Source organism: Streptomyces sp. YIM 121038 (assembly GCF_006088715.1).
Classification (GTDB): domain Bacteria; phylum Actinomycetota; class Actinomycetes; order Streptomycetales; family Streptomycetaceae; genus Streptomyces.
In genome coordinates this window covers 6,461,396-6,483,641 of the sequence record NZ_CP030771.1, presented here as the reverse complement: position 1 = coordinate 6,483,641, position 22,246 = coordinate 6,461,396, and the positions used below count along the sequence as shown (strand labels likewise).

Genomic DNA, 22,246 nt, shown 5'->3' with positions numbered 1-22,246 from the left:
CATGGCAGCGACGCAGGTCCTGAGGTCCGAGTGGACCAAGATCCGTTCGGTGGCGTCGACCGTGTGGACGCTGAGCCTCTCGGTCGTCGTCACGATCGCCCTCGGCATGCTCATCAGCGCCCTGTCCAAGAACGACTACGACAACCTCAGCCGCGACGACAAGCTCACCTTCGACCCGACCTTCATCAGCTTCGCCGGGATGTCGCTCGGCCAGCTCGCAATGATCGTCTTCGGTGTCCTCGTGGTCTCCAACGAGTACAGCACCGGCATGATCCGCACCTCGCTCGCGGCCGTCCCGCAGCGCGCCACGTTCCTCTTCAGCAAGGTCGCGGTGGCGGCGCTGCTCGCCTTCGTCGTCGGCATCGCCACCAGTTTCCTCGCCTTCTTCACCGGCCAGGCGATGCTCGGCGAGCACCGGGCCCACCTGGGTGATCCCGGGGTGCTGCGCGCCGTCATCGGCGGTGGCCTCTATATGACGCTCATCGCGATGTTCTCCATGGGCGTGGCCGCCATGCTGCGCAGCCCGATGCTGTCCCTCGGCATCCTGATGCCCTTCTTCTTCCTGATCTCCAGCATCCTCGGCAACGTGTCCGCCACGAAGAAGGTCGGGCGGTTCCTGCCCGACCAGGCCGGCAGCAAGATCATGCAGGTCAAGTCCCCCTTCGACGACGACACCCCCTACGGGCCGTGGGGCGGCCTCGCCATCATGCTCGCGTGGACGGCGGCGGCCCTCCTGAGCGGCTACGCCCTCCTCAAGAGACGGGACGCGTGACCTGACGCGGGGCCTTTCCCTGGCCCGGGGGCCTTCACCGGCTGGGCCTCGCTGGCCGCGGGGGCTTCCCTGGCGGGGGGCTTCCCCGGCGGGGGCTTCCCTGACGGGCGGGCTTCCCTGACGGGCGGGCTTCCCTGACGGGCGGGCTTCCCTGACGGGCGGGCTTCCGTGACGAGGGCTGCCCTGGCGGGGGGCTGCCCTGGCAGGGCACCTCCGCCGGCCTCCCCACGGGTCTCGCGACCCAGGGCCTGCCGTCACTCCCCCTCCCGAGCCCGGGCCTGCTCCCACCCACCCGCCCCCATCGCGCTCCGCGCTCGTCCTCAAACGCCGGACGGGCTTGGTGTCCCGCCCGCTCACCCCCGCAGAGCGCCGGGGCAGGGCGCCAGGGCAGCGAGGGTCAGAGCTGGGCCACGTATCCGGACAGGAACGGGCAGACCGCCGGGCCATCAGGCCGGGCCCGACCAGGCCGCTGAGGCGGAGACGGGTCGCGGGCGGGAGAAACCGCCGCGATAGCGGCGGAACAGCCAACCACGGCGGGCAAGCCGCCAGGCCAGGGCCAGACCAAGTCGCCGGAGTGACACGGGTGGGCGGGCGGGAGAAACCGCCGCGATAGCGGCGGAACAGCCGACGACGGCGGGCAAGCCGCCAGGTCGGGGCCAGACCAGGTCACCGGGGTGACACGGGTGGGCGGGCGGGAAAATCGCCGCGATAGCGGCGGGCAAGCCGACGACGGCGGGTGAGCCGCCAGGTCGGGGCCGGGCCGGGCCGCCGAGGCCGTGACGGGTGGGTGGGTGGGTGGGAGAAGCCACCGCTGGAGAAGCCCCCCTCCCCCCGCAGCGGGAGAAGCCGCCTCGAAGGGAGGAGCCGCCCCGGTGGAGGCAGGGGGCGACCGAGAGGCCCGGGATGGCGTGCCGCACACCGCCGTCGTTTTACTCGCTCTTGGCCGGAACCGTCAGTCCACAGATATCCTCCTAACCCTTACGGGGGCGTGTGCCCCGACGTCCTGAACCATTCGATGGGTGCGGAGAATGATCGAGGCAGTCGGCCTGACGAAGCGCTACGGCGCCAAGACAGCCGTGTACAACCTTTCCTTCCAGGTGCGGCCCGGCACCGTGACCGGCTTCCTGGGCCCGAACGGCTCCGGCAAGTCGACGACGATGCGCATGATCCTCGGCCTCGACGCCCCCTCGGCAGGGCAGGTGACGATCGGCGGCTACCCGTACCGCAAGCTGCCGAACGCGCCCCGCCAGGTCGGCGCCCTCCTCGACGCGAAGGCGGTGCACGGCGGCCGGCACGCCCGCAACCACCTGCTCTGCCTCGCGCAGCTCTCGGGCATCCCGGCCCGCCGCGTGGACGAGGTGCTCGGCGTCGTCGGCCTGCAGGACGTGGCCAGGAAGCGCTCCAAGGGCTTCTCGCTCGGCATGGGCCAGCGCCTGGGCATCGCCGCCGCGCTGCTCGGCGACCCGCAGGTGCTGCTCTTCGACGAGCCGGTCAACGGCCTCGACCCCGAGGGCATCCTCTGGGTGCGCAACCTGATGAAGTCGCTCGCCGCCGAGGGCCGTACGGTCTTCGTCTCCTCGCACCTGATGAGCGAGATGGCGCTGACCGCCGAGCACCTCATCGTGATCGGCCGCGGCCAGCTGCTCGCCGACATGAGCGTCACGGACTTCATCTCGGCGAACTCCGCCGACTTCGCCCGGGTCCGCACCCCGGACACCGACCCGCAGCAGCGCGAGAAGCTGTCCGGCGCGCTCACCGAGGCCGGCGGCCAGGTGCTGCCCGAGCCCGACGGCGCGCTGCGCGTCACGGGTCTGCCGCTGCCCCGCATCAGCGACCTCGCGCACCAGGCGGACGTCCGCCTGTGGGAGCTGTCGCCGCACCAGGCCTCCCTGGAGGAGGCGTACATGCGCATGACGCAGGGCGCCGTGGACTACCGCTCGACGATCGACCAGCGCGCGGGCCTCCAGGAGCAGCTGCCGCCCGGCGCGCAGCCGCAGCCGCCGATGCCGGTGCCGGGGCAGGGCCAGCCGGGCTGGTACGCCCCGCCGCCGCCCCAGCAGGGCGGCCAGCCCTTCGCGATGCCGCAGGGCGCGCCTGGCGTACCGCCCGCACCCGTGGGCGCGCAGCCGAACCCGTACGCCGCCCCGCAGGCCCCCGCCTCCCCCGAGATGACCAAGCGCGACAGCGAGGAAGCCCGATGACCACGCCTGAGACTCCGCAGCAGCCGCAGGCGCAGCCGCCCCAGCAGCCCCCGGCCCCGCAGCAGGCCCCGGCCGTACCGCAGGCCCCCGCGCCGCAGGCCCCGGCCCCGCAGCCCGTGGCCGTCGCGACCGCACCGCAGCCGCCGCACGGCGCCCCGCCGCCCGGCATGACGCCGATGGCCCCGGCCCCCGCCGTGCCCGCGCCGCCCTCCGCCTGGCAGCAGGCGATGAACAACGCGTACACCTCGCCGATCCCGATCAAGAAGACCAACCTCGGCCACGCCCTCACCTCGGAGTGGACGAAGATCAAGTCGGTCCGCTCCACGATGTGGACGCTCGGCGTCTTCCTGCTCCTGGTCATCGGCATCGGTCTGCTCGCGGTCGCGCAGACGGACGACGCCGACTACGTGGACGTGCCGTTCACCATCCCGGCGTTCTTCGGCCTGATCCTCGGCCAGATCTGCCTGATCACGCTGGGCGTCCTGGTCACCTCGTCCGAGTACGGCACGGGCATGATCCGTACGACGTTCACCGCGTCGCCGCAGCGCTCCCGGGTCCTCGCGGCGAAGGCCCTGGTCTTCTTCGTGCTCGCCTTCGTCGTCTCGGCGGGCTCGATCTTCTTCGTGGGCCTGGTGGCCTCGGGCGCGCACAGCGGTCCGGGCGTCGGCGAGGTCTCGTGGATGGACACGGTCTTCAAGGGCGGCCTGTACGTCTCGCTGCTCGGTGTGCTCGCGCTCGCCGTCGGCTCGATGCTGCGCCACTCCGCCGGTGCGATCACCACGATGCTCGGCCTGGTGCTCGTCCCCGCGATCATGCCGGCGTTCCTCGGCATCTGGTCGAGCACCGAGAAGCTGGGCGAGAAGATGGAGGAGTACAACGCCATCAGCTCGCTCGCCGAGATCTTCAAGATCGACTCCAGCCTCGACGGCGGTGGCGGCGGGCAGCTGCTGCTGCTCGTCGTCGTCACGGCGGGCGCGCTCGCGGGCGCCTTCGCCCTCCTGGAGAAGCGCGACGTCTGATCCGTAACCGCGTCCACGGCACGGCGCCCCGGCCCTCACGGCCGGGGCGCCGTGCCGTTTCCACGAACGGCCGGAACCGCCCGGCGGACGGGGGAAGCACACGCTCGGCCGCGTCGGGCCCACGGACGGTCACCCGTCCGTCGCGGCGCCTTCGGCGGAACGCTCAGCACCGCGGAACGCTCAGCGCCGCGGCGCGCTCAGCACCGCGGAGCCCTCAGCGCCGCGGCGCGTTCCGCGACCGGCGCTCCTTCACCCCGCGCCGGTCCTTCGCGCTCCAGCACCCGGTGTGCCAGTGCCGCCGCTCGTCCACGCCCGAGTAGGCGGGCCACGCGACCACGTGCGCGAGGCCGGACGGGATCTCCTGGTCGCAGCCCGGGCAGCGGTACGTCTTGCCCGCCGCGCTCGCCCCGCGACCCTGCGCACCCTCCAGTCCTCGCCCTGCCAGTCCTCGGTGTGCTCGAAACCGCCGTAACGCCCGGACGGCTCCGCGTCCGGACCCGGCGTGGACTCTCCGGCGCCCTTGGGGCGGTTGCGACGCGGCGACACGGGACACCTCACGGGTTGCGCAGGGGGCTTGGTCCGTCCAGCCTACGCGCCGCGGGACCGGGTACGTGTCCTTCACCAAGCCCCGCGAACCCCCCTGAGGGCACGTAGAAAATCTGCCAATCCGCCCGCCAAGCCGTGCCCTTGGCACGTGTCACGCGTTGTTGCCGGTAGGAGGGAGTGCCCGCGTCGGCGCCAAGGAGGCAGGAAGTTCGATGCGCTTAGGAAGCTTTGTGCTGGCCGCCCAGTTCCCCGGCCAGGGCCATGGGGAGGCGCTGCACCGCGCGGTGCGCTCCGCCGAGATGGCCGAGGAGGCGGGCCTCGACAGCGTCTGGCTCGCCGAGCACCACTTCGTGCCGTACGGCACGTGTCCGTCCGCGATCACACTCGCGGCCCTGCTTCTCGGCCGGACCCGGCGCCTGCGCGTCGGCACCGCCGTGACCGTGCTGCCCACCGCCCATCCGGTGGCGCTCGGCGAGCAGGCCGCACTGCTGCACCTCACCACCGGCGGCCGCTTCACGCTCGGCGTGGGGCGCGGCGGCCCCTGGGTCGACCTGGAAGTCTTCGGCTCCGGGCTCGACGCGTACGAGCAGGGGTTCCCGGAGTCGCTCGACCTGCTGCTCCGCTGGCTGAGCGGCGAGCCGCGGGTCGGCGGCCCCGGCGGCCGCTTCGACTTCCGTGACGTCGCCGTGGTCCCGCGGCTCCAGCGCGCCGTCGCGTCCGCCGGAGCGCCGGACCCGCCGCGCGCCCCCGAGGTCGTCGTGGCCTGCACCTCGCCGTCGAGCGTCCGCCTCGCCGCGGCCCGCGGCCTGCCGATGCTGCTCGGCATGCACGTGGGCGACGAGGAGAAGGCCGAAATGGTGGCGCTGTGGAACCGGCACGCGCGTGCCGCCGGGCACACACCGGACGCGGTCGCGGCCGCCGCCCACGTCTCGGCGGGTGTCGTCCAGGTCGCCGACCACCGCGTGGAGGCCGCCGAGATCCTCAAGAAGGCGATGCCCGGCTGGCTGCGCCAGGGCCTTGAGGCCCATGTCACGGTGGACGGCCGGGTCCGCGCCATGCGCGACCCGCTCGCGTACACGGAACTGCTGTGTGCCATCCATCCGGTGGGCACGCCCCAAGTGTGTGTCGACCGCATCACCGCCACCGCGGAACGCACGGGCATCACCCGCTTCGCGCTCCTCGTGGAGGGCTCGGGCGAACTGACCACAACAGAGGAGAACATCCGCCGCCTGGGCGCGGAAGTACTCCCCCAGCTACCGTAACCACCCCGCACGAGAGCGCCCCGAAGGGGCGCGGGGAACTGCGCGCCCAGCCCGAACCAACCCGCAGAAGAAGAAAACAGCCCAACCCCCCAGGGCCCCACGGTTCAAGGCGCCCCCGCCAGCGAAAGGTACTGCCGCTCCGGTACTGAAACACCTCCCGCGTACGGAGCGGCAGCAACAGTCTTCAGCAGTCCCGCAGTTCGGGCGACTGGTTCAGCAGCTGACCGCGGATCGAAGTGAACTTGGCCAGCCTGTCGTCCGCCGAGGCGTCCAGGGGGAACACCGCCACCCGGTGGCAGTTCTGGAACGCCAGACGTACCCCGAAGTGGCGCTGCAGGGCGCCGCGGATCGCGTCACTCGCGAGCGCGCGCAGCAGCTGGCCGCGCGCCTGCTCGTCCGGCGGCGGCGTCTGGTTGTCGGCGAACTCACCGCCGTCGACCTTGAGCTGGGCCACCAGGGAGCTGATCATCTCCCATGCGTAAGGCAGGGAGGTCCGGACGCAGTCGACGAAGGCAGCTTCGTCGACCTCGCCTCGCTCGGCCTGTTCCAACAGTGCCGGTGAGACGTCGAGCGACATGGGTTCTCCTCTCGCACCCCCGAGCAGCAGGGGCTTACGGGCAGGGAAGGAGTCCGCATACGCAGCGTGCACGCGTGGCGACCTCCTGCTTCTACGGTAGGCAACGCCCGTGGAGGGCACCAGGAGATTGGGCGGATAACTGGCCAGGTTCGAACGGGTCCATCGCCGGACAAGTGGTGCGGCCCACGGCCTCCGCGCGGTCCAGGGGGCGCGCGATTCGCAGGACCGTCCCGCTGTCGAGTAGCGTTGCCGACCATGCGTCTCGTCATCGCCCGCTGCTCCGTGGACTACGCGGGCCGGCTCACCGCCCACCTCCCGTCGGCCCCCCGCCTGATCCTCGTCAAGGCGGACGGCAGCGTCTCCATCCACGCTGACGACCGGGCCTACAAGCCCCTCAACTGGATGTCGCCGCCGTGCACCCTGAAGGAGGGCACGGGCGACGAGTCCCATCTGTGGACCGTCACCAACAAGGCGGGCGAGAAGCTCATCATCACGATGGAGGAAGTGCTGCACGACTCCACGCACGAACTGGGCGTGGACCCCGGCCTCATCAAGGACGGCGTGGAAGCACACCTTCAGGAACTGCTCGCCGATCGGATCGAGACACTCGGCGAGGGATACTCGCTGATCCGCCGCGAGTACATGACGGCGATCGGGCCCGTCGACATCCTGTGCCGCGACGCCGACGGCGGGACCGTCGCCGTCGAGATCAAGCGCCGCGGCGAGATCGACGGCGTGGAGCAACTCACCCGCTATCTGGAGCTGTTGAACCGCGACCCGCACCTCGCGCCGGTCAAGGGCGTCTTCGCCGCCCAGGAGATCAAGCCGCAGGCCCGCGTCCTGGCCACGGACCGGGGCATCAGCTGCACCGTCCTCGACTACGACGCGATGCGCGGCATCGAGGACGACAAGCTGCGGCTCTTCTGACACCCACCGCACGTCAAGAGGGGCGGACCCGGCCGGGTCCGCCCCTCTTGACGTGCGCGCTCAGGCGGTCGACGGGCCCGGGGCCGTGTCCGAGGCCGAGCTGAAGCTGCTCGCCGGGGCCGAGGACGTCACCGGGCCGCTCGCCGAGTTCGAGGTGTTCGGCGAGGACGGTGCCGTCGGGGGCTGGGACGTGGGCGGCTGCGACGTCGGGGGCTGCGTGGTCGGCGGCCTGGACGTCGGGGGCCGGGACGTCGGCGGGCGCGAGGTCGGCGGCCTGGACGTGGGCGGCCGCGTCGTCGGCCGGTCGGTGGGCCGGTCCGACGGCTTGCCGCTGGGCTCCCCGGAGGGGCTCTTCGTCCCGTCGCCGTCGCCGCCGGTGTGCGACGGGGCACCGCTGCCGCCGCGCGGCGTCGGGTCGTCGGAGGTGCCCGGTACGCCGTCCCCGCCCGGGTCGGCGGGGCGCTGCGAGGAGCCGTCGCCCGGCTTGTCGGCGCCGATGCCGTCGCCGTCGTCGTCCGCGCTCGCCGACTGGTCGGTACGGACCTTGTGGTGCGGCCCGTCGTTGTCGCCGGAGGTCGCGCCGAGCGTCACCACCGTGCCCAGCACGGCGACGAGCAGGGCGCCCGCCCCGGCCGCGACCAGGTTGCGGCGCGTGCCGCGCAGGATGGCGCGGCGGGTGGGCGCGGACCGGTGAACCGGCGCGGACCCCGGTGCGGCCTGCCGGGTGACCACGGTCTCCGCCTCGTCGGGCGAGGCGGTCGGCACGGGCGGCACGGACGGAACCGCCGGCCCGTAGGCGGCGGGCACCCCGCCGGGCGGCGAAGCGGACTCCTCGGACCGGGCGTCCGGCACCTCCTCGCCCGCCGCGGTACGGCCCCCGGGCAGCACCCCGCCGGAGCGGTCGGCGACCAGGGCGAGGGCCCGGCGGCCCGCGATCATGCCGCGCTTGTCGGCGAGGGCGCCGCGCAGGCCGATGGAGGCCTCCAGTTCGGCGCGGGCCCGGTCGAGCCGGCCGCCGCAGAGCGCGAGGATGCCCAACTCGTGGTGGAAGTAGGCCTCTTCGGCCACCTCACCGGCGGTGCGGGACGCCTCCTGGCCCGCGCGCAGGGCCCGCTCCCAGGCGCCCCAGTTGAGCCCGGCGGCGAAGGCGGGCGCGGCGGTGCGGGCGAGCAGCACCGCGGCGGACGGCTCGTCGGCGACGGCGCCCGGGGCGGCGGGCGCCCCGCCGCGGGCCGTGACGAGGGCGGTGAGCGCCGCGAGCACCGTGTCCGCCTCGGCGGCGACGCGCTCGGCGGCGACCGAGGGGTGCCCGGACCACCAGGCGTAGTGCTGCGCGGCGGACTGCGCGTGCGCGGCGGCGGCGTCGGCGTACCCGGCGCTCTCCAGCTGGACGCGGACTCCCGCGGCGAGCCGGTAGTGCCCGCCGGCCGGGGTCACGAGGGCGCAGTCGACGAGCTCGGCGAGCGCCGCGTCGGCGTGGGTGTCGCCGACGAGCGCGGGCAGATGGGCCGGGTGCGGCAGCTCCCCGCCGAGCGCGACGGCGAACCGCAGCGCGGCGCGCGCGGACGGGCTGAGCCGGGAGGCGAGCAGGGCCGCGGGCGCGGCGGCGTCGGCGAGCGAGGGCAGGGGCACGTCGTCCCCGGGGGCCGCCGCGTCCGGGGCGTCGTAGGGGGTGTCGTACGGGGCGTCGTACGGGGCGTCGTACGGGGCGTCGTACGCGGCGAAGTCCTGGAAGGCGGCGGGGTCGGCGCGCAGCCGGTCGCGCTGCCGCAGCAGGGCCCCGGCCTGCACGAAGCGCAGCGGCAGGCCCTCGGACTCGAACCGCAGGTCGCCCGCCCAGTCGGCTTCGTCGTCGGTGAGGACGCGGCCGACGGCGCGCTCCAGGAGCTCCAGGGCGGCGCCGCGGCCGAGGCCGCCGAGGAAGACCTCTTCGAGGTGCGACTCGGGGGCGGGCGCGGCGACGTCGGGGGTCGCGGCGACGAGGAAGGCGCACTCGGGGGTGGCGTCGAGGAGCTCTTCGAGCGCGGTGCCGCCGAACTCCAGGTCGTCGAGGACCACGACGGCGCCTATCTCGCCGACGAGTTCGGTGAGCAGGGCCCGGTCGGGCCGGTACTGCCGGGTGTCGTGGACGGCGGCGCACAGGTCGTACAGGAGGTCCGTCGGCGTCCGGTGGTAGCCGGAGAGGCGGACCACGCCGTCGGGGGCGAGGTCCGCGCAGTCCTCGGCGACGGCGTCGAGCAGCGCGGTGCGTCCGGAGCCCGCGGGTCCGGTCAGGCGCACGGAGCGGCCGCGGGCGAGCAGCCGCACCAGGCGCTCGCGCTCCTCCTGGCGTTCGAGGAGCGGGGGGCGGGTCCTGACGGGGCCCGCGGGCACGGGCGGCAGGGCGGCCCCGCGGCGTTCGGCGCGCTCGGCGGCGGTGTACTTGCGGGGGCGGTCGGGGTGCTCGCCGGGCGGGCAGGGTTCTATCTCGCTGCCGTCTATGGGGTTGACGGTGAGCAGGAAGTCGCCGGAGAAGAGCTGGACGGCGCGCACGGGCGCGGGTGCGGGAGTGCCGAGGCCGGGTGTGCCGGGCCCGTGCGCGCTCGCGGGGCCCGTCGACGCGTCGTGCCGCGGCGGGTGGTTCTCCCGCGCCGCGCCGCGCTCGCGGGCCTCGGGCCCGTCGGCGTCGTAGCTGTCACGGCCTTCGTAGCCGTCGCGGCCCTCGTAGCCGTCAGGGCTCTCGTAGCCGTCAGGGCCCTCGTAGCTCTCGCTGCCCTCGTATCCGTCGCGGCCCTCGTGGTCGTCACGGCCCGTGCGGTCGTCGCGGCCGTGCTCCTCCGGTCCCCGGTTCGTCGGGTCCATGGTCCAAGCCCCCCAGATGCGTCGTGTGCGAAGCCCCCTCCGGCCTTGGGCACACCGCGCTGTCGCTACTGGTCCGGTGCCCCCGTGTGGGTTCGTCAATCGTCGGGCGGACCGAACCCTAAACCGTCTTCAGTATCTCCGCGGAGGGCGGGGTACCGCCCCGCCCGAGACGTCACAGTCTCGTGAGGATTGCGCGAGTGATGCCGTCCCGCACCGCTCGCACCCCTTGTCCGCGTGTCCCGTACGAGGGCGACGCGTCACGCGCGCCGACGACGTGTCACGTACGAGGACGACACGTCACGTACGAGGACGACATGTCCCGCGCGCGGGCCGCGCGGCACGGCACGCACGGGGACCGCTCGTCACACGCGAGGAAGCGATTCGACGCCGATGCCGCCCTCGATGGCGAGGATGCGGTGCAGCCGGGTGGCGACGAGCAGGCGCTGCATCTGCGGGGGCACGCCGCGCAGGACGAGCCTGCGTCCGCACCGCCCGGCGCGCCGGTGGGCGCCCATGATGACGCCGAGTCCCGTGGCGTCCCACGAGTCGAGTTCGGACAGGTCGAGCACCAGGTCACCGGCACCGTCGTCGACGGCCGAGTGCAGGACCGTACGGGCGTCCGCCGCGCTGCGTACGTCGAGGCGTCCCCCGACGACCAGCTGGGCCTGGTCGCCCCTGATGTGCATATGCGCTCCCCGAGAGTGCCGTGTCGTGTGTGACGCCCGTGCCGCGGGGCGTCTGCGTATGTCACAGCAACTGACTGTCACGTGGGTGAGGAAGTTGCCGTCTGTAAGCGAACCGATACCGAAATCACTCCGAGGGGTGACCCTCGGAGTGACAGCACGTCAGTGTTCGTGCTCAGTGCTTGTAGAAGCCCTGCCCGCTCTTGCGGCCGATGTCACCGGCGTCAACCATCCGGCGCATCAGCTCGGGGGCGGCGAACTTCTCGTCCTGCGACTCGGTGTAGATGTTGTCGGTGGCGTGCAGCAGGATGTCGACGCCGGTGAGGTCCGCGGTGGCGAGCGGGCCCATGGCGTGGCCGAAGCCGAGCTTGCAGGCGATGTCGATGTCCTCGGCGGTCGCGACGCCCGATTCGTAGAGCTTGGCGGCCTCGACGACGAGGGCGGAGATGAGGCGGGTGGTCACGAAGCCCGCGACGTCGCGGTTGACGACGATGCAGGTCTTGCCGACGGACTCGGCGAACTCGCGGGTGGTGGCGAGGGTTTCGTCGCTGGTCTTGTGGCCGCGGACGAGCTCGCACAGCTGCATCATGGGCACCGGCGAGAAGAAGTGGGCGCCGACGACCCGCTCGGGCCGCTCGGTGACGGCCGCGATCTTGGTGATCGGGATGGCGGAGGTGTTGGAGGCGAGCACGGCCTCGTCCCGCACGAGCTTGTCGAGCGTGCGGAAGATCTCGTGCTTGACCTCCAGCTTCTCGAAGACGGCCTCGACGACGACGTCCGCGTCGGCGACGGCGTCCAGGTCGGTGGTGGTCGTGATGCGGCCAAGCGCCGACTCAGCGGTCTCGGCGTCCAATTTGCCCTTGCTCACGAACTTCTCGTACGAGGCCTTGATGCCGTCGGTGCCCCGGGTCAGCGCCTCGTCGGTGACGTCGCGCAGGACCACGTCCCAGCCCGCCTGGGCGGAGACCTGGGCGATGCCGGACCCCATGAGTCCGGCTCCGATGACGGCGAGCTTTCGTGCCACGTTACGACTCCCCTTGCCTGGCGTATGACGGAGCGCTTACACGCTGTTTACGTATCGCTCTCCAGCGGACACTAGCGCTCGTGAGCTGCCGTGGGGCGGCGAAGAGACGCACGCCACGTGCGGTTTGACGGACATCACACCGGGGCGGGCCGCGAGGGGGGCCGTGAAGGGTCAGGAGGCCTCGCGGACGGCGTAGTTGAGGACCCGTTCGCCGAGGAGTTCCTCCATCTCGTCGATGAGGACGAGTGCCTCGCGGGAGACCTCGCGGGGGTCGCGGCGCTCGGCCATCTCGGCGCCGATCCAGGCCAGGACACCGGCGTGCACCCAGTGGAGCTGACCCGCGACGAGGTCGGGCAGATGGCCGCCGGGGCCCGCCTCCGCGCGCAGGGTGGTCTCCAGGTCGCGCAGGCTCTCCTGCTGGAAGGCCCAGAGCCGCGAGCGCAGGGCGGGCGAGTCGGTGATGACCCGCATGAAGTCGGCGTAGCCCGCGAAGAGTCCGATGGTGGGCGAGACGCCCTCGACGAGCCCGCGCAGCTCGCGCAGGACGGCGTCGGCGGCGGACTCGCCGGTGCGGCGGCCGCGCACCCAGCGCGAGAGCCGGTCGGCCATGTCCGCGCCCCGGTCGAGGAAGAGGTCCTCCTTGGCCGGGAAGTAGTTGTAGACGGTGTTGACGGAGACGTCCGCCGCCTCGGCGACGTCGGCGACGGTCACGGCGGCGAAGCCGCGCTCCAGGAAGAGCCCGGTGGCGATGTCCGAGATCCGCTGCTTGGTCTGCCGCTTCTTGCGCTCCCTGAGCCCCTCTGCCATGGCCTCATCCTAGGCGCCGTTCTGGGGGTCCATGAAAAATTGGAGGCATTGAAAAATTACAGTGGCTCTGTTTTTGTGGTCTCCATGGCAATCATCAGTACGGCCGGGCTCGCCCGGACCTTCGCCGCCAAGAGCGGTCCCGTGGAGGCCGTGCGCGGCATCGACCTGACCGTCGAGCCCGGCGAGATCCTCGGCTTCCTGGGGCCGAACGGCGCGGGCAAGACCACCACGCTGCGGATGCTCACCACGCTCCTGCCGCCCACCGGCGGCGCCGCCACCGTCGCGGGCCACGACCTGCTGCGGGACCCGGCGGGCGTGCGCGCGCGGATCGGGTACGTGGCCCAGTCCGGCGGCGTCGACCCGCAGGAGACGGTGCGCGACGAGCTCGTCCTCCAGGGGCGGCTCTACCACCTGCCGAAGCCCGAGGCGGCCGCCCGCGCCGCGGAGCTGGCGGCCGACCTCGGCCTCACCGAGCTGCTCGGCCGCAGGACCGCCGCGCTCTCCGGCGGCCAGCGGCGCAGGCTCGACCTCGCGCTCGGGCTGGTCCACCGGCCCGCCGTGCTCTTCCTCGACGAGCCGACCACGGGGCTCGACCCGGCGAGCCGCGCCGACCTGTGGAAGCTGGTGCGGCGGCTGCGCGCCGAGCACGGCACCACGGTCTTCCTCACCACGCACTACCTGGACGAGGCCGACGCCCTCGCGGACCGGATCGTCGTGGTGGACCGGGGCGTGGTCGTCGCCGAGGGCACCCCGGCCGCACTCAAGGAGCGCCACGCGGGCTCGCCCGACGCCACGCTCCAGGACGCGTTCCTCGCCATCACCGGGCGCGGCCCGGCCCCGGTGGACACCGCGCCGGTCGCGGTCTGACCCCCGTCCCCTCCCGAGCCCGCCGCCACCGGCCCGTCGAACCCCGGATACCGCCATGCTTCTGCACGACACCGCGCTGCTGTTCCTGCGCTATGCCCGCCAGACCCTGAACTCCCGCTTCCAGATGCTCTTCGGGGTCCTGATGCCCCTGCTGTACCTGCTGTTCTTCGGCCCGCTCCTCACCGATCTGCCCCTGGCCGCCGACGGCGACTCCTGGCAGGTCCTCGTGCCGGGCCTGCTGCTCCAACTCAGCCTGTTCGGCGCCTCGTTCAGCGGCTTCGCGCTCATCCTGGAGAACAGCTGGGGCGTGGTCGAGCGGATGCGCGTGACCCCGGCCAGCAGGCTCGCGCTGCTGCTCGGGCGGCTGCTGCGGGACGCCGCGCTCTTCGTCTTCCAGGCGGTGCTGCTCGTCCTCGCCGCCCTGGTGATGGGGTTGCGGGCGCCGCTCGCCGGGATCCTGATCGGCTTCGCGTTCGTCGCCCTGCTGACCGTCGCGCTCGCCGCCCTGTCGTACGCCCTCGCCCTCAAGGTCCGCACCCCGCAGGAGTTCGGCCCGACGGTCAACGGCCTCGCCATGCCGTCCATGCTGCTCTCCGGCCTGATGCTGCCGATGACGCTCGGCCCCGGCTGGCTGGACGTGCTCTCCCACTTCACGCCGTTCCGCTACCTCGTGGACGCCGTCCGCGACGCGTACGTCGGCTCCTACGCGAGCGCGCACATGCTGTACGGCGTCCTGGTCGCCGTCGGCTTCGCGCTCGCCGCCGTGGCGGTCGGCACCCGGGTCGTCCGCTCCGCCGGGTCCTGACCCCCGTCCGGGGCGGCCGGCTCACCTACCCTGGCCGCATGGTCAATCTGACGCGCATCTACACCCGTACCGGCGACCAGGGCACCACCGCCCTCGGCGACATGAGCAGGACCGCCAAGACCGACCTGCGGATCTCCGCGTACGCCGACGCGAACGAGGCCAACGCGGTCATCGGCACGGCCATCGCGCTCGGCGGCCTCCCCGCGGAGGTCGTGGCGGTCCTCACCCGGGTCCAGAACGACCTCTTCGACGTGGGCGCCGATCTGTGCACCCCCGTCATCGAGGACCCGAAGTACCCGCCGCTGCGCGTCGAGCAGGGTTACGTCGACAAGCTGGAGGCGGACTGCGACCGCTTCAACGAGGACCTGGAGAAGCTGCGCAGCTTCATCCTGCCGGGCGGCACGCCGGGCGCGGCGCTCCTGCACCAGGCCTGCACGGTGGTGCGGCGCGCCGAGCGCTCCACGTGGGCCGCTCTCGAAGCGCACGGCGAGACGATGAACGCGCTCACCGCCACCTACCTCAACCGCCTCTCCGACCTCCTGTTCATCCTCGCGAGGACGGCGAACAAGGAGGCCGGGGACGTGCTGTGGGTGCCGGGCGGCGAGCGCTAGCCGCTGCGCCGGGCGTACCGGGCCGGGCCGTCGCCCGCCCGCGGGTCCGCCGTGGCCGATCGCGCGGCTTCCCGCGCTTCCACGGGGTGCTCCCCGGCCGCCTCCTGCGGGCCGGGGGCCGGGATCCGCTTCGGGAAGAGGGTGTAGCTGCCCGCGATGATCAGGTTGATGCCGACGACCCAGAGCATCTTCTGCTGCCACATCCGCAGCGACCCGGTCTCGCCGTCGGAGCCGACGTACCAGATCGCGCCCTGGAGCAGCCCCATCGCGATCAGCGCGGCGAGCACCCAGCGGGCGGCGATCTTCCACTCGTTGACCGCGTGGGCGGCCCCGTAGAGCTTGACCGGCGGCGGGCCGCCCGCGAAGCGGTGGGCGACGCGGACGTCCACCCACTTGATCGTGTAGTGGCCGAGCGCGACCGAGTAGCCGATGTAGACGGCGGCCAGGCCGTGCTTCCAGTCCGGCTCGGCGCCGTTCTTCAGGTCGACCGCCGTGACGACGAACAGGACGACCTCCAGGAGCGGCTCACAGAGCAGCACCGCCACGCTGGTGCGGGGCATCTTCGCCCAGTACCGCAGGGCGAGGCCGCCGGCGAGCAACACCCAGAAGCCCACTTCACACAGGATGATCAGAGTGACGATCACGGCTCGTTCCTCCTGGAGGCGCTGTTCTTCCCTGTCACCTCTCCAGGCTCCCGGCCGCGCGGCCGGGGATCGTCGTCGTCAGTGACGAAGTGCGGGTGCATCCTTCGATGTACCCGGGCCTCACCCGGCATAGGGAGGCCGGGCCGCCGCGGGCCGTGTTGGATGGAGTCATGCCGCTGCCGCTCCCCCGCCCCGACGTCGTCGACGTGCGCATCGCCGCCGCCAGCCTCGTCGCCGGGATCACGCTGTGGTCGCTGGGGCTGCATATGCAAATGGACCGGCCCCTCGGCTACGGGTGGACGCTGGTGCCGCTGTTCGTCATGACGGGCCTGGAGCTGCTGCGCCGGACGGCACCGCAGACCGCGCTGGCCTGCGGCACCCTCGCACTGATCGCCGACCAGTTCACCCCGGGCAATCTGGCGACGGTCGTGATGTTCACCGACCTGGTGTACGCGGCCGTCCTGTACGGCACCCCGACGGCGGCCCGGCGCATCCCGATCACCACGGGGCTGATCACCGTGGCGATGACGATCGGCTTCCTGGCCTGGTTCCGGGAGGCGGAGGCGCTGCTCGTCGGCGCCGTCACCGCCCTGGTGTCGTTCGCACCCGCGACGACCGGCGTCCTCGTACGCAGCCATCGGGAGGCCGCCGAGATGGCCCGGCTGCGCGCCGAGCAGACCGCGCTGCTCGCCGAGATGGACCGCACCCAGGCGGTGACCGCCGAGCGCGCCCGGATGGCCCGCGAGCTGCACGACATGGTCGCCAACCACCTGTCGGCCATCGCCATCCACTCCACGGCCGCGCTGTCCCTCGACGACCCGCGGACCACCCGGGACGCGCTCACCGTCATCCGGGAGAACAGCGTCGAGGGCCTCGCCGAGATGCGCCGCCTCATCGGCATCCTCCGGGACTCCAGCGGCGATCTGGAACCGGCGGCGGCGCCCACCCTGGACGGGCTCGGCTCCCTGGTCGAGAGCGCGCGCGCCAACGGCCTGGACGTCACCCTCGACGACACCCGCGCCCCGGACGGCGAGGCCCTGCCCGCCCCGGTCGGTCTCGCCGCGTACCGCATCGTCCAGGAGTCGCTGACCAACGCGCTCAAGCACGCGGCCCCCGGCCGGGTCACCGTGGCCCTCAGTCGGCCGCGGGGCGCCCTGTGCGTGCTGGTCACGAGCCCGTACGGGGACACGCCGGGGCCGCGCGCGCCCGGCTCCGGCGCCGGGCTGGTGGGCATGCAGGAACGCGCCGCGCTGCTCGGCGGCACGTTCGCGGCGGGCCCGGAGGCCGACCCGGACGCGCCCGCAGGCAAGGTGTGGCGGGTGGCCGCCCGGCTGCCCGTGGACCCCGCAGACCAAGAGGTGACCGAATGATCCGTGTCCTCGTCGCCGAGGACCAGTCCGCCGTGCGGGCGGGCCTCGTCCTGATCCTGCGCAGCGCGCCCGACATCGAGGTCGTCGGCGAGGCCGCGGACGGCGAGCAGGCCGTGGCGCTCGCCCGCGAGCTGCGGCCCGACCTCGTCCTGATGGACGTGCAGATGCCACGCCTGGACGGCGTGTCAGCCACGCGTCAGGTGGTCGCCGAGCAGCTGGCCGACGTGCTCGTCCTGACGACGTTCGACCTGGACGAGTACGTCTTCGGGGCGCTGCGCGCGGGGGCGTCGGGCTTCCTGCTGAAGAACACGGAGGCCAGGGCGCTGCTCGACGCGGTGCGCACGGTGGCGCGCGGCGAGGGCCTGATCGCGCCCGCCGTCACCCGCCGGCTGATCGCCGAGTTCGCGGCGCCCCGCCCGGTGCGCTCCGCGAACGCGCCCGACCCGGCGGTCCTCGACGCCCTGACGCGGCGCGAGCGCGAGGTCCTGTCCTGCCTGGGCGAGGGCATGTCCAACGCGGAGATCGCCCGCCGCCTCGACATGGCGGAGGCCACGGTGAAGACGCATGTGAGCCGCCTGCTCGGCAAGCTGGAGCTGCGCAGCCGGGTGCAGGCGGCCGTGCTCGCCCAGGAGCTGGGAGTCTGATCGCGCGGCGGCCCGTCCGGATCCGCCGGGCGGGCTGATCCGTCCCAACTGCCCCCTTTCGGCCAGTGGTTGAACCCCTTGACCGTTGGTCCAGACCTTTCTATTCTCGCCGCACTGCGGTGGGCACAGAACGTGCACAACGTGCTCATGGGCGTCGCAGGGTTCCACCGGTTCCATCACTCCCAGCGAGGAACTACCCCCAGGAGCACACCTTGCGCGTCAAACTCAGGTCCAGACACCGGCTGACAGCGGGACTCACCACCCTGCTGCTCCCCTTCGCCACCCTGGTCGCCCTCGGCGGATCCGCCCAGGCGTCCCCCTCGGCCGCGCCGAAGGCGGCCGCCGCCGGGGCCACCGCCACGTACCAGAAGACCCAGGACTGGGGCGCCGGCTTCGAGGGCAAGTGGACGATCAAGAACACCGGCACCGCCTCGATCAGCAGCTGGACCGTCGAGTGGGACTTCCCCGCCGGAACCCGGGTCACCTCCGGCTGGGACGCCACCATCACCAACTCCGCCGACCACTGGACCGCCAAGAACCTCGGCTGGAACGGGACGCTCGCCCCCGGCGCCTCGGTCTCCTTCGGGTTCAACGGCAGCGGCGGCGGCAACCCCTCCGGCTGCAAGCTGAACGGCGAGAGCTGCGACGGCGGCGGCCAGCCCGGCGACGCCCCGCCCTCGGCCCCCGGCACCCCGACCGCCTCCGGCGTCACCGACACCTCGGTGAAGCTGGACTGGAAGGCCGCCACCGACGACAAGGGCGTCAAGAACTACGACGTGCTCCGCGACGGCTCCAAGGTCGCCACGGTCACCGGCACCACGTACGCCGACTCCGGCCTGACCGCGGGGACCGACTACTCGTACAGCGTCCAGGCCCGTGACACCGCCGACCAGACGGGACCGGTCAGCGCCGCGGTGAAGGTCCGCACCACCGGCGGCGGCCCCGGCCCCGACCCGGGCGCCAAGGTGAAGCTCGGCTACTTCACCAACTGGGGCATCTACCAGCGCAACTACAACGTCAAGGACATCGTGACCTCCGGCTCCGCCGAGAAGATCACGCACATCAACTACGCCTTCGGCAACGTCCAGGGCGGCAAGTGCACGATCGGCGACTCCTACGCGGACTACGACAAGGCCGTCCCGGCCAACCTGTCGGTGGACGGGGTCGGCGACACCTGGGACCAGCCGCTGCGCGGCAACTTCAACCAGCTGCGCAAGCTCAAGGCCAAGTACCCGCACATCAAGGTGCTGTGGTCGTTCGGCGGCTGGACCTGGTCCGGCGGCTTCACCGACGCCATGAAGAACCCGGCGGCGTTCGCCGACTCCTGCTACAAGCTGGTCGAGGACCCGCACTGGGCCGACGTCTTCGACGGCATCGACCTGGACTGGGAGTACCCCAACGCGTGCGGCCTGAGCTGTGACACCTCGGGCCCGGCCGTGATGAAGACGATGACGCAGGCCTTCCGCGCCAAGTTCGGCGCCAACAACCTCGTCACCGCCGCCATCACCGCCGACGCCTCGCCCGGCGGCAAGATCGACTCCGCCGACTACGGCGGCGCCGCCGAGTACACCGACTGGTACAACGTGATGACGTACGACTTCTTCGGCGCCTGGGACGCCAAGGGCCCCACGGCCCCGCACTCCCCGCTCACCGACTACCCGGGCATCCCCAAGCAGGGCTTCAACTCGGCCGCGGCGATCGCCAAGCTCAAGGCCAAGGGCGTACCGGCCAAGAAGCTCCTGCTCGGCATCGGCTTCTACGGCCGCGGCTGGACCGGCGTCACGCAGAAGGAGCCGGGTGGCACCGCCACCGGACCCGCCCAGGGCGCGTACGAGCAGGGCATCGAGGACTACAAGGTCCTCAAGAACTCCTGCCCCTCCAACGGCACCGTGGCGGGCACGGCCTACGCCCACTGCGGCACCAACTGGTGGTCGTACGACACCCCGGCGACCATCCGGGCCAAGATGGCCTGGGCCAAGGAGCAGTCCCTGGGCGGCGCCTTCTTCTGGGAGTTCAGCGGCGACACCGCGGGCGGCGAGCTGGTGACCGCCATCCACGAGGGCCTGAAGTAACCCTCCCCCGAGAACCCGAGGCACCCCCTCGGCGACCCCGGCCGTGCTCCGCCCCCTGACACGGCCGGGGCCATGACGAAGCCGGGGAGGCGGGAACGCCCCCCGCCTCCCCGGCTTCTTCGCGCCCGCCCGTCAGCGGCGGAGCTGCGCGTCGTGGTCCGAGCCGTACTGTGATCCGTACTGCGGGCCGTACTGCGAGCCGTACTGCTGCCCGTAGTGCGGGTCCTGCTGCTGGTAGGGCCCCGGGTACGCCGCGTACTGCGCGGGTGCGGGCGCCGGGTGCGCGGAGCCGCCGCGGCCGCCGTGCGCGCCGCCGGAGCCGCGGCCCGACCGCGAGGGCCACCAGGTCGCCCGGCCGAGCATCGCCACCACCGCGGGCACCAGGACGATGGAGAGGACCAGCGACGACAGGCCGATGCCGAGCGCGGTGACGAGGCCGATCTCCTGGGTGGCCGGGGACGGGTTCACGGCGAGGCTCGCGAAGGAGCCCGCGAGGACGACACCGGCGGTGACGATGGCCGGAGCCGTGTGCCGCACCGCGGCCGCCACCGCCTGCCGGGCCGAGCCGGGCCGCCCCATCTCCTCCCGGATGCGGTCGCTGATCAGGATGTTGTAGTCGGTGCCGAGGGCGACGACGAACAGGAACAGCACGAGCGGGAGCGTGAAGGACACGCCCGGCCGGTCGAGGAGGTGCTGGAACACCAGGACACCGGACCCGAGCGTCGCCGTGAAGCCGAGCCCGATGGCGAGCATGAGCACCAGCGGCGCGAGCAGGCTGCGCAGCAGGGCCACCAGGATCAGGGCGATCAGCGCGGCGGCCACGGGGAAGACCACCTTGAGGTCCTTCGACACCGCCTCGGAGATGTCGGAGAAGATCGCGGCCTGGCCCGACACATGGGCCTCGGTGCCGGGCGGCGCCGCCTTGGCGACGACCGGCCGCACCTCGTCGGAGACGACGTCACGGGCCCGCTGCGACTGCACGTCCACGGACAGGTAGAAGTCCACCTTCGCGGCCGTGTGCTCCTTGTTGAGCACCGGCTGCGCCACGCGGCCGACGCCCTTGACGGCCTTCAGGTCCTTGGTGAGGCCTTCGAGCCCCGCCCGGTCGATGGTGACCTTCTTCACCCCGTCGCCGTCGGCCGCCACGTACACGGTGTGCGGGCTGTCCACGCCGCCGGGCAGCGCCTTGGATATCTCCTTGGCCGTGACCGCGGCGGGGGTGTCGTCGGGGCCCGCGTCCGTGCCGTAGTCCATCTTCATGCCGAGTGCGCCGGCGCTCAGCGCGACCAGGAGTCCGACGCTGGCGGCCACGAAGAGGAACGGACGCCGGGCGACGCGCTCCCCGAGCCGCGCGCTCATCCCGGGGCGCGGCTCCTTGCGCAGCGACCGCGACGGCCAGAACATCTTGCGCCCGGACACCGCGAGCAGCGCCGGCATGAAGGTGAGGCTGGCGACGAGCATCACCAGGACGCACACCGCGATGGCCGGGCCGAGCACCTTGAACTGACCGAAGCTGGCGATGCCCAGGGTGGCGAACGCCGCCACGATGGTCAGCGCGGCCGAGGCGATCGCCGCGCCCACCCGGCCCGCGCACTCCGCGGCGACGTCCCGGGGACGCGCCGCCGGATCGGCCCGCAGCAGCTCGCGGAACCGGAACAGCAGGAACAGGAAGTAGTCGATGCCGATGCCGAGGAGCACCACGGTGATCAGGGACGGCGTCGACGGGTCGAGCTTGAAGTCGAACAGCATGGCCGCGCCGACCACCGCGCCGGTCGCGGCGCCGCCGATGATCGTGACCGCGAGCAGCGGCAGGAGCGCGGCGAGGACGCTGCGGAAGGCGAGGACGTTCAGGAGGATGATGAGACCCATGGTCAGGATCCCGACCAGCATCTCGGTGTCCTCCTGGTCGTCCGCCGTGTCGACGAGGTCCGCGAGGCCACCGGTGAACCCGCTGCGCAGGTCGGCCCGGTCGAACTCCTTCTGCGCGTGCTCACGGAAGTCGCGGAAGAGGTCCTGGAGCGCGGGATCGTTCTTGTTGCCCTTGAGGGAGACGGAGAGCAGCCGGAACGACTTGTCGGGCGCGTCGGCCAGCGGCCGCAGGACCGGCCGCTGCGAGTGGTCCGTCACCAGGAACGACGGCGTGTCCTCGGGCTTCTCCATCACCAGGCGGTGCTTGCCGAGCCCGGCCGCGATCTTGTCGATGCGCGCGCCGTCGGCCGCGGCGATCTTGCGGCCGTCCTCGCGGGCGACGAGCATCGTGACGGCGTTGCCGTCGGGCTTGGCACCGAACTCGTCCTCGGCGATGTGCAGGGCGGCCGCCGAGTCGTACGACTTCGGCAGGAAGTTGCCGACGTCGGGCTCGGTGACGCTGTACAACTTGGACTGGCCGAAGATGGTCAGCACCATGCCGACCACCGACCAGAGCAGGATGAACTTCCAGGAATGGCGTGTGGTGCACGCCGTCAGGGATCTGAGCACGGTTCCGGTTCCTCCGGCAGGTGGGGTGGGGCCCGGTCCCACCGGGCCCTTCCAGAAGATCACCGCCGGCCCCGCGATCACCTCGACCGCTGCGAC

General features: G+C 72.6%; 18 protein-coding genes and 1 pseudogene. 11 read left to right on the top strand and 8 right to left on the bottom strand.

Going from position 1 to position 22,246, the window contains the following annotated elements:
* The first annotated feature begins 1 nt into the window (after window position 1).
* The 3 genes from C9F11_RS28020 to C9F11_RS28010 all read left to right on the top strand — a co-directional run bounded on the left by C9F11_RS28020 (window position 2) and on the right by C9F11_RS28010 (window position 3,992).
* Window positions 2-772, top strand: coding sequence for an ABC transporter permease (locus tag C9F11_RS28020; protein WP_138961852.1), 771 nt, complete (start codon window positions 2-4; stop codon window positions 770-772).
* Window positions 773-1,800: 1,028 nt separating this feature from the next.
* Complete coding sequence (locus tag C9F11_RS28015; protein WP_138961851.1) at window positions 1,801-2,973, top strand: ABC transporter ATP-binding protein; 1,173 nt, start codon at window positions 1,801-1,803, stop codon at window positions 2,971-2,973.
* Window positions 2,974-3,200: 227 nt separating this feature from the next.
* Complete coding sequence (locus C9F11_RS28010) at window positions 3,201-3,992, top strand: ABC transporter permease (protein WP_138967099.1); 792 nt, start codon at window positions 3,201-3,203, stop codon at window positions 3,990-3,992.
* A gap of 214 nt (window positions 3,993-4,206) precedes the next feature.
* Here the strand turns inward: C9F11_RS28010 and C9F11_RS28005 are convergent.
* A pseudogene (locus C9F11_RS28005) lies at window positions 4,207-4,538 on the bottom strand (ATP/GTP-binding protein).
* A 212-nt stretch (window positions 4,539-4,750) separates the two neighbouring features.
* Between C9F11_RS28005 and C9F11_RS28000 the strand changes: the two are divergent.
* Window positions 4,751-5,800 carry an LLM class flavin-dependent oxidoreductase gene (locus C9F11_RS28000; RefSeq protein ID WP_138961850.1) on the top strand — a complete coding sequence of 350 codons (1,050 nt, stop codon included), beginning with the start codon at window positions 4,751-4,753 and terminating at the stop codon, window positions 5,798-5,800.
* 184 nt (window positions 5,801-5,984) lie between these two features.
* Here the strand turns inward: C9F11_RS28000 and C9F11_RS27995 are convergent, their stop codons facing one another.
* Window positions 5,985-6,377: an SCO5389 family protein gene (locus C9F11_RS27995; protein ID WP_030685118.1), complete on the bottom strand. Its 393-nt coding sequence runs from the start codon at window positions 6,375-6,377 to the stop codon at window positions 5,985-5,987.
* 255 nt (window positions 6,378-6,632) lie between these two features.
* Here C9F11_RS27995 and nucS point away from each other — a divergent pair, with 255 nt between their 5' ends.
* Window positions 6,633-7,304, top strand: coding sequence for an endonuclease NucS (gene nucS, locus C9F11_RS27990; RefSeq protein ID WP_138961849.1), 672 nt, complete (start codon window positions 6,633-6,635; stop codon window positions 7,302-7,304).
* Window positions 7,305-7,364: 60 nt separating this feature from the next.
* Here nucS and C9F11_RS27985 read toward each other — a convergent pair whose 3' ends face one another.
* From C9F11_RS27985 to C9F11_RS27970, 4 genes are all read right to left on the bottom strand, one after another.
* Window positions 7,365-10,145: an ATP-binding protein gene (locus C9F11_RS27985; protein WP_138961848.1), complete on the bottom strand. Its 2,781-nt coding sequence runs from the start codon at window positions 10,143-10,145 to the stop codon at window positions 7,365-7,367.
* Between the two features lie 362 nt (window positions 10,146-10,507).
* The gene (locus C9F11_RS27980; protein WP_030361223.1) at window positions 10,508-10,831 is read right to left on the bottom strand and encodes an STAS domain-containing protein; all 324 of its coding nucleotides are present in this window, start codon (window positions 10,829-10,831) and stop codon (window positions 10,508-10,510) included.
* 172 nt (window positions 10,832-11,003) lie between these two features.
* Window positions 11,004-11,852, bottom strand: a complete 849-nt coding sequence (locus C9F11_RS27975; RefSeq protein WP_138961847.1) for a 3-hydroxyacyl-CoA dehydrogenase family protein — start codon at window positions 11,850-11,852, stop codon at window positions 11,004-11,006.
* Window positions 11,853-12,023: 171 nt separating this feature from the next.
* Complete coding sequence (locus C9F11_RS27970; RefSeq protein WP_138961846.1) at window positions 12,024-12,659, bottom strand: TetR/AcrR family transcriptional regulator; 636 nt, start codon at window positions 12,657-12,659, stop codon at window positions 12,024-12,026.
* Between the two features lie 84 nt (window positions 12,660-12,743).
* Here C9F11_RS27970 and C9F11_RS27965 point away from each other — a divergent pair, with 84 nt between their 5' ends.
* From C9F11_RS27965 to C9F11_RS27955, 3 genes are read left to right on the top strand one after another with little or no spacing between them, the layout of a single operon-like run.
* Entirely contained in the window at window positions 12,744-13,526 is a 783-nt protein-coding gene (locus C9F11_RS27965) for an ATP-binding cassette domain-containing protein (RefSeq protein ID WP_138961845.1), read from the top strand.
* Window positions 13,527-13,581: 55 nt separating this feature from the next.
* Entirely contained in the window at window positions 13,582-14,331 is a 750-nt protein-coding gene (locus tag C9F11_RS27960; protein WP_138961844.1) for an ABC transporter permease, read from the top strand.
* 38 nt (window positions 14,332-14,369) lie between these two features.
* Window positions 14,370-14,942: a cob(I)yrinic acid a,c-diamide adenosyltransferase gene (locus C9F11_RS27955; protein WP_138961843.1), complete on the top strand. Its 573-nt coding sequence runs from the start codon at window positions 14,370-14,372 to the stop codon at window positions 14,940-14,942.
* On the opposite strand, the gene C9F11_RS27950 is transcribed toward C9F11_RS27955, so the two are convergent.
* Window positions 14,939-15,586, bottom strand: coding sequence for a hypothetical protein (locus C9F11_RS27950; protein WP_138961842.1), 648 nt, complete (start codon window positions 15,584-15,586; stop codon window positions 14,939-14,941). The two genes, C9F11_RS27955 and C9F11_RS27950, sit on opposite strands and share 4 nt — an antisense overlap.
* Window positions 15,587-15,756: 170 nt before the next feature.
* Here C9F11_RS27950 and C9F11_RS27945 point away from each other — a divergent pair, with 170 nt between their 5' ends.
* The 3 genes from C9F11_RS27945 to C9F11_RS27935 all read left to right on the top strand — a co-directional run bounded on the left by C9F11_RS27945 (window position 15,757) and on the right by C9F11_RS27935 (window position 19,672).
* Window positions 15,757-16,956 (top strand): histidine kinase, encoded by a 1,200-nt coding sequence (locus tag C9F11_RS27945; protein WP_138961841.1) that lies wholly within the window; start codon window positions 15,757-15,759, stop codon window positions 16,954-16,956.
* Window positions 16,953-17,600 carry a response regulator transcription factor gene (locus tag C9F11_RS27940; RefSeq protein ID WP_138961840.1) on the top strand — a complete coding sequence of 216 codons (648 nt, stop codon included), beginning with the start codon at window positions 16,953-16,955 and terminating at the stop codon, window positions 17,598-17,600. The genes C9F11_RS27945 and C9F11_RS27940 overlap by 4 nt, the downstream gene beginning before the upstream one ends.
* 212 nt (window positions 17,601-17,812) lie before the next feature.
* Window positions 17,813-19,672, top strand: a complete 1,860-nt coding sequence (locus C9F11_RS27935) for a glycoside hydrolase family 18 chitinase (protein ID WP_138961839.1) — start codon at window positions 17,813-17,815, stop codon at window positions 19,670-19,672.
* 132 nt (window positions 19,673-19,804) lie between these two features.
* Here C9F11_RS27935 and C9F11_RS27930 read toward each other — a convergent pair whose 3' ends face one another.
* The gene (locus tag C9F11_RS27930) at window positions 19,805-22,150 is read right to left on the bottom strand and encodes an MMPL family transporter (RefSeq protein WP_249401911.1); all 2,346 of its coding nucleotides are present in this window, start codon (window positions 22,148-22,150) and stop codon (window positions 19,805-19,807) included.
* Between the last annotated feature and the right edge of the window lie 96 nt (window positions 22,151-22,246).

Excerpts from the sequence above, each read along its gene's own strand:
- C9F11_RS27980 (WP_030361223.1), bottom strand. The coding sequence starts at position 10,831 with ATGCACATCAGGGGCGACCAGGCCCAGCTGGTCGTCGGGGGACGCCTC.
- C9F11_RS27995 (WP_030685118.1), bottom strand. The coding sequence starts at position 6,377 with ATGTCGCTCGACGTCTCACCGGCACTGTTGGAACAGGCCGAGCGAGGC.
- C9F11_RS28000 (WP_138961850.1), top strand. The coding sequence starts at position 4,751 with ATGCGCTTAGGAAGCTTTGTGCTGGCCGCCCAGTTCCCCGGCCAGGGC.
- C9F11_RS27955 (WP_138961843.1), top strand. The coding sequence starts at position 14,370 with ATGGTCAATCTGACGCGCATCTACACCCGTACCGGCGACCAGGGCACC.
- C9F11_RS27970 (WP_138961846.1), bottom strand. The coding sequence starts at position 12,659 with ATGGCAGAGGGGCTCAGGGAGCGCAAGAAGCGGCAGACCAAGCAGCGG.
- C9F11_RS27985 (WP_138961848.1), bottom strand. The coding sequence starts at position 10,145 with ATGGACCCGACGAACCGGGGACCGGAGGAGCACGGCCGCGACGACCGC.
- C9F11_RS28020 (WP_138961852.1), top strand. The coding sequence starts at position 2 with ATGGCAGCGACGCAGGTCCTGAGGTCCGAGTGGACCAAGATCCGTTCG.
- C9F11_RS28010 (WP_138967099.1), top strand. The coding sequence starts at position 3,201 with ATGAACAACGCGTACACCTCGCCGATCCCGATCAAGAAGACCAACCTC.
- C9F11_RS28015 (WP_138961851.1), top strand. The coding sequence starts at position 1,801 with ATGATCGAGGCAGTCGGCCTGACGAAGCGCTACGGCGCCAAGACAGCC.
- C9F11_RS27965 (WP_138961845.1), top strand. The coding sequence starts at position 12,744 with ATGGCAATCATCAGTACGGCCGGGCTCGCCCGGACCTTCGCCGCCAAG.
- nucS (WP_138961849.1), top strand. The coding sequence starts at position 6,633 with ATGCGTCTCGTCATCGCCCGCTGCTCCGTGGACTACGCGGGCCGGCTC.
- C9F11_RS27960 (WP_138961844.1), top strand. The coding sequence starts at position 13,582 with ATGCTTCTGCACGACACCGCGCTGCTGTTCCTGCGCTATGCCCGCCAG.
- C9F11_RS27940 (WP_138961840.1), top strand. The coding sequence starts at position 16,953 with ATGATCCGTGTCCTCGTCGCCGAGGACCAGTCCGCCGTGCGGGCGGGC.
- C9F11_RS27945 (WP_138961841.1), top strand. The coding sequence starts at position 15,757 with ATGCCGCTGCCGCTCCCCCGCCCCGACGTCGTCGACGTGCGCATCGCC.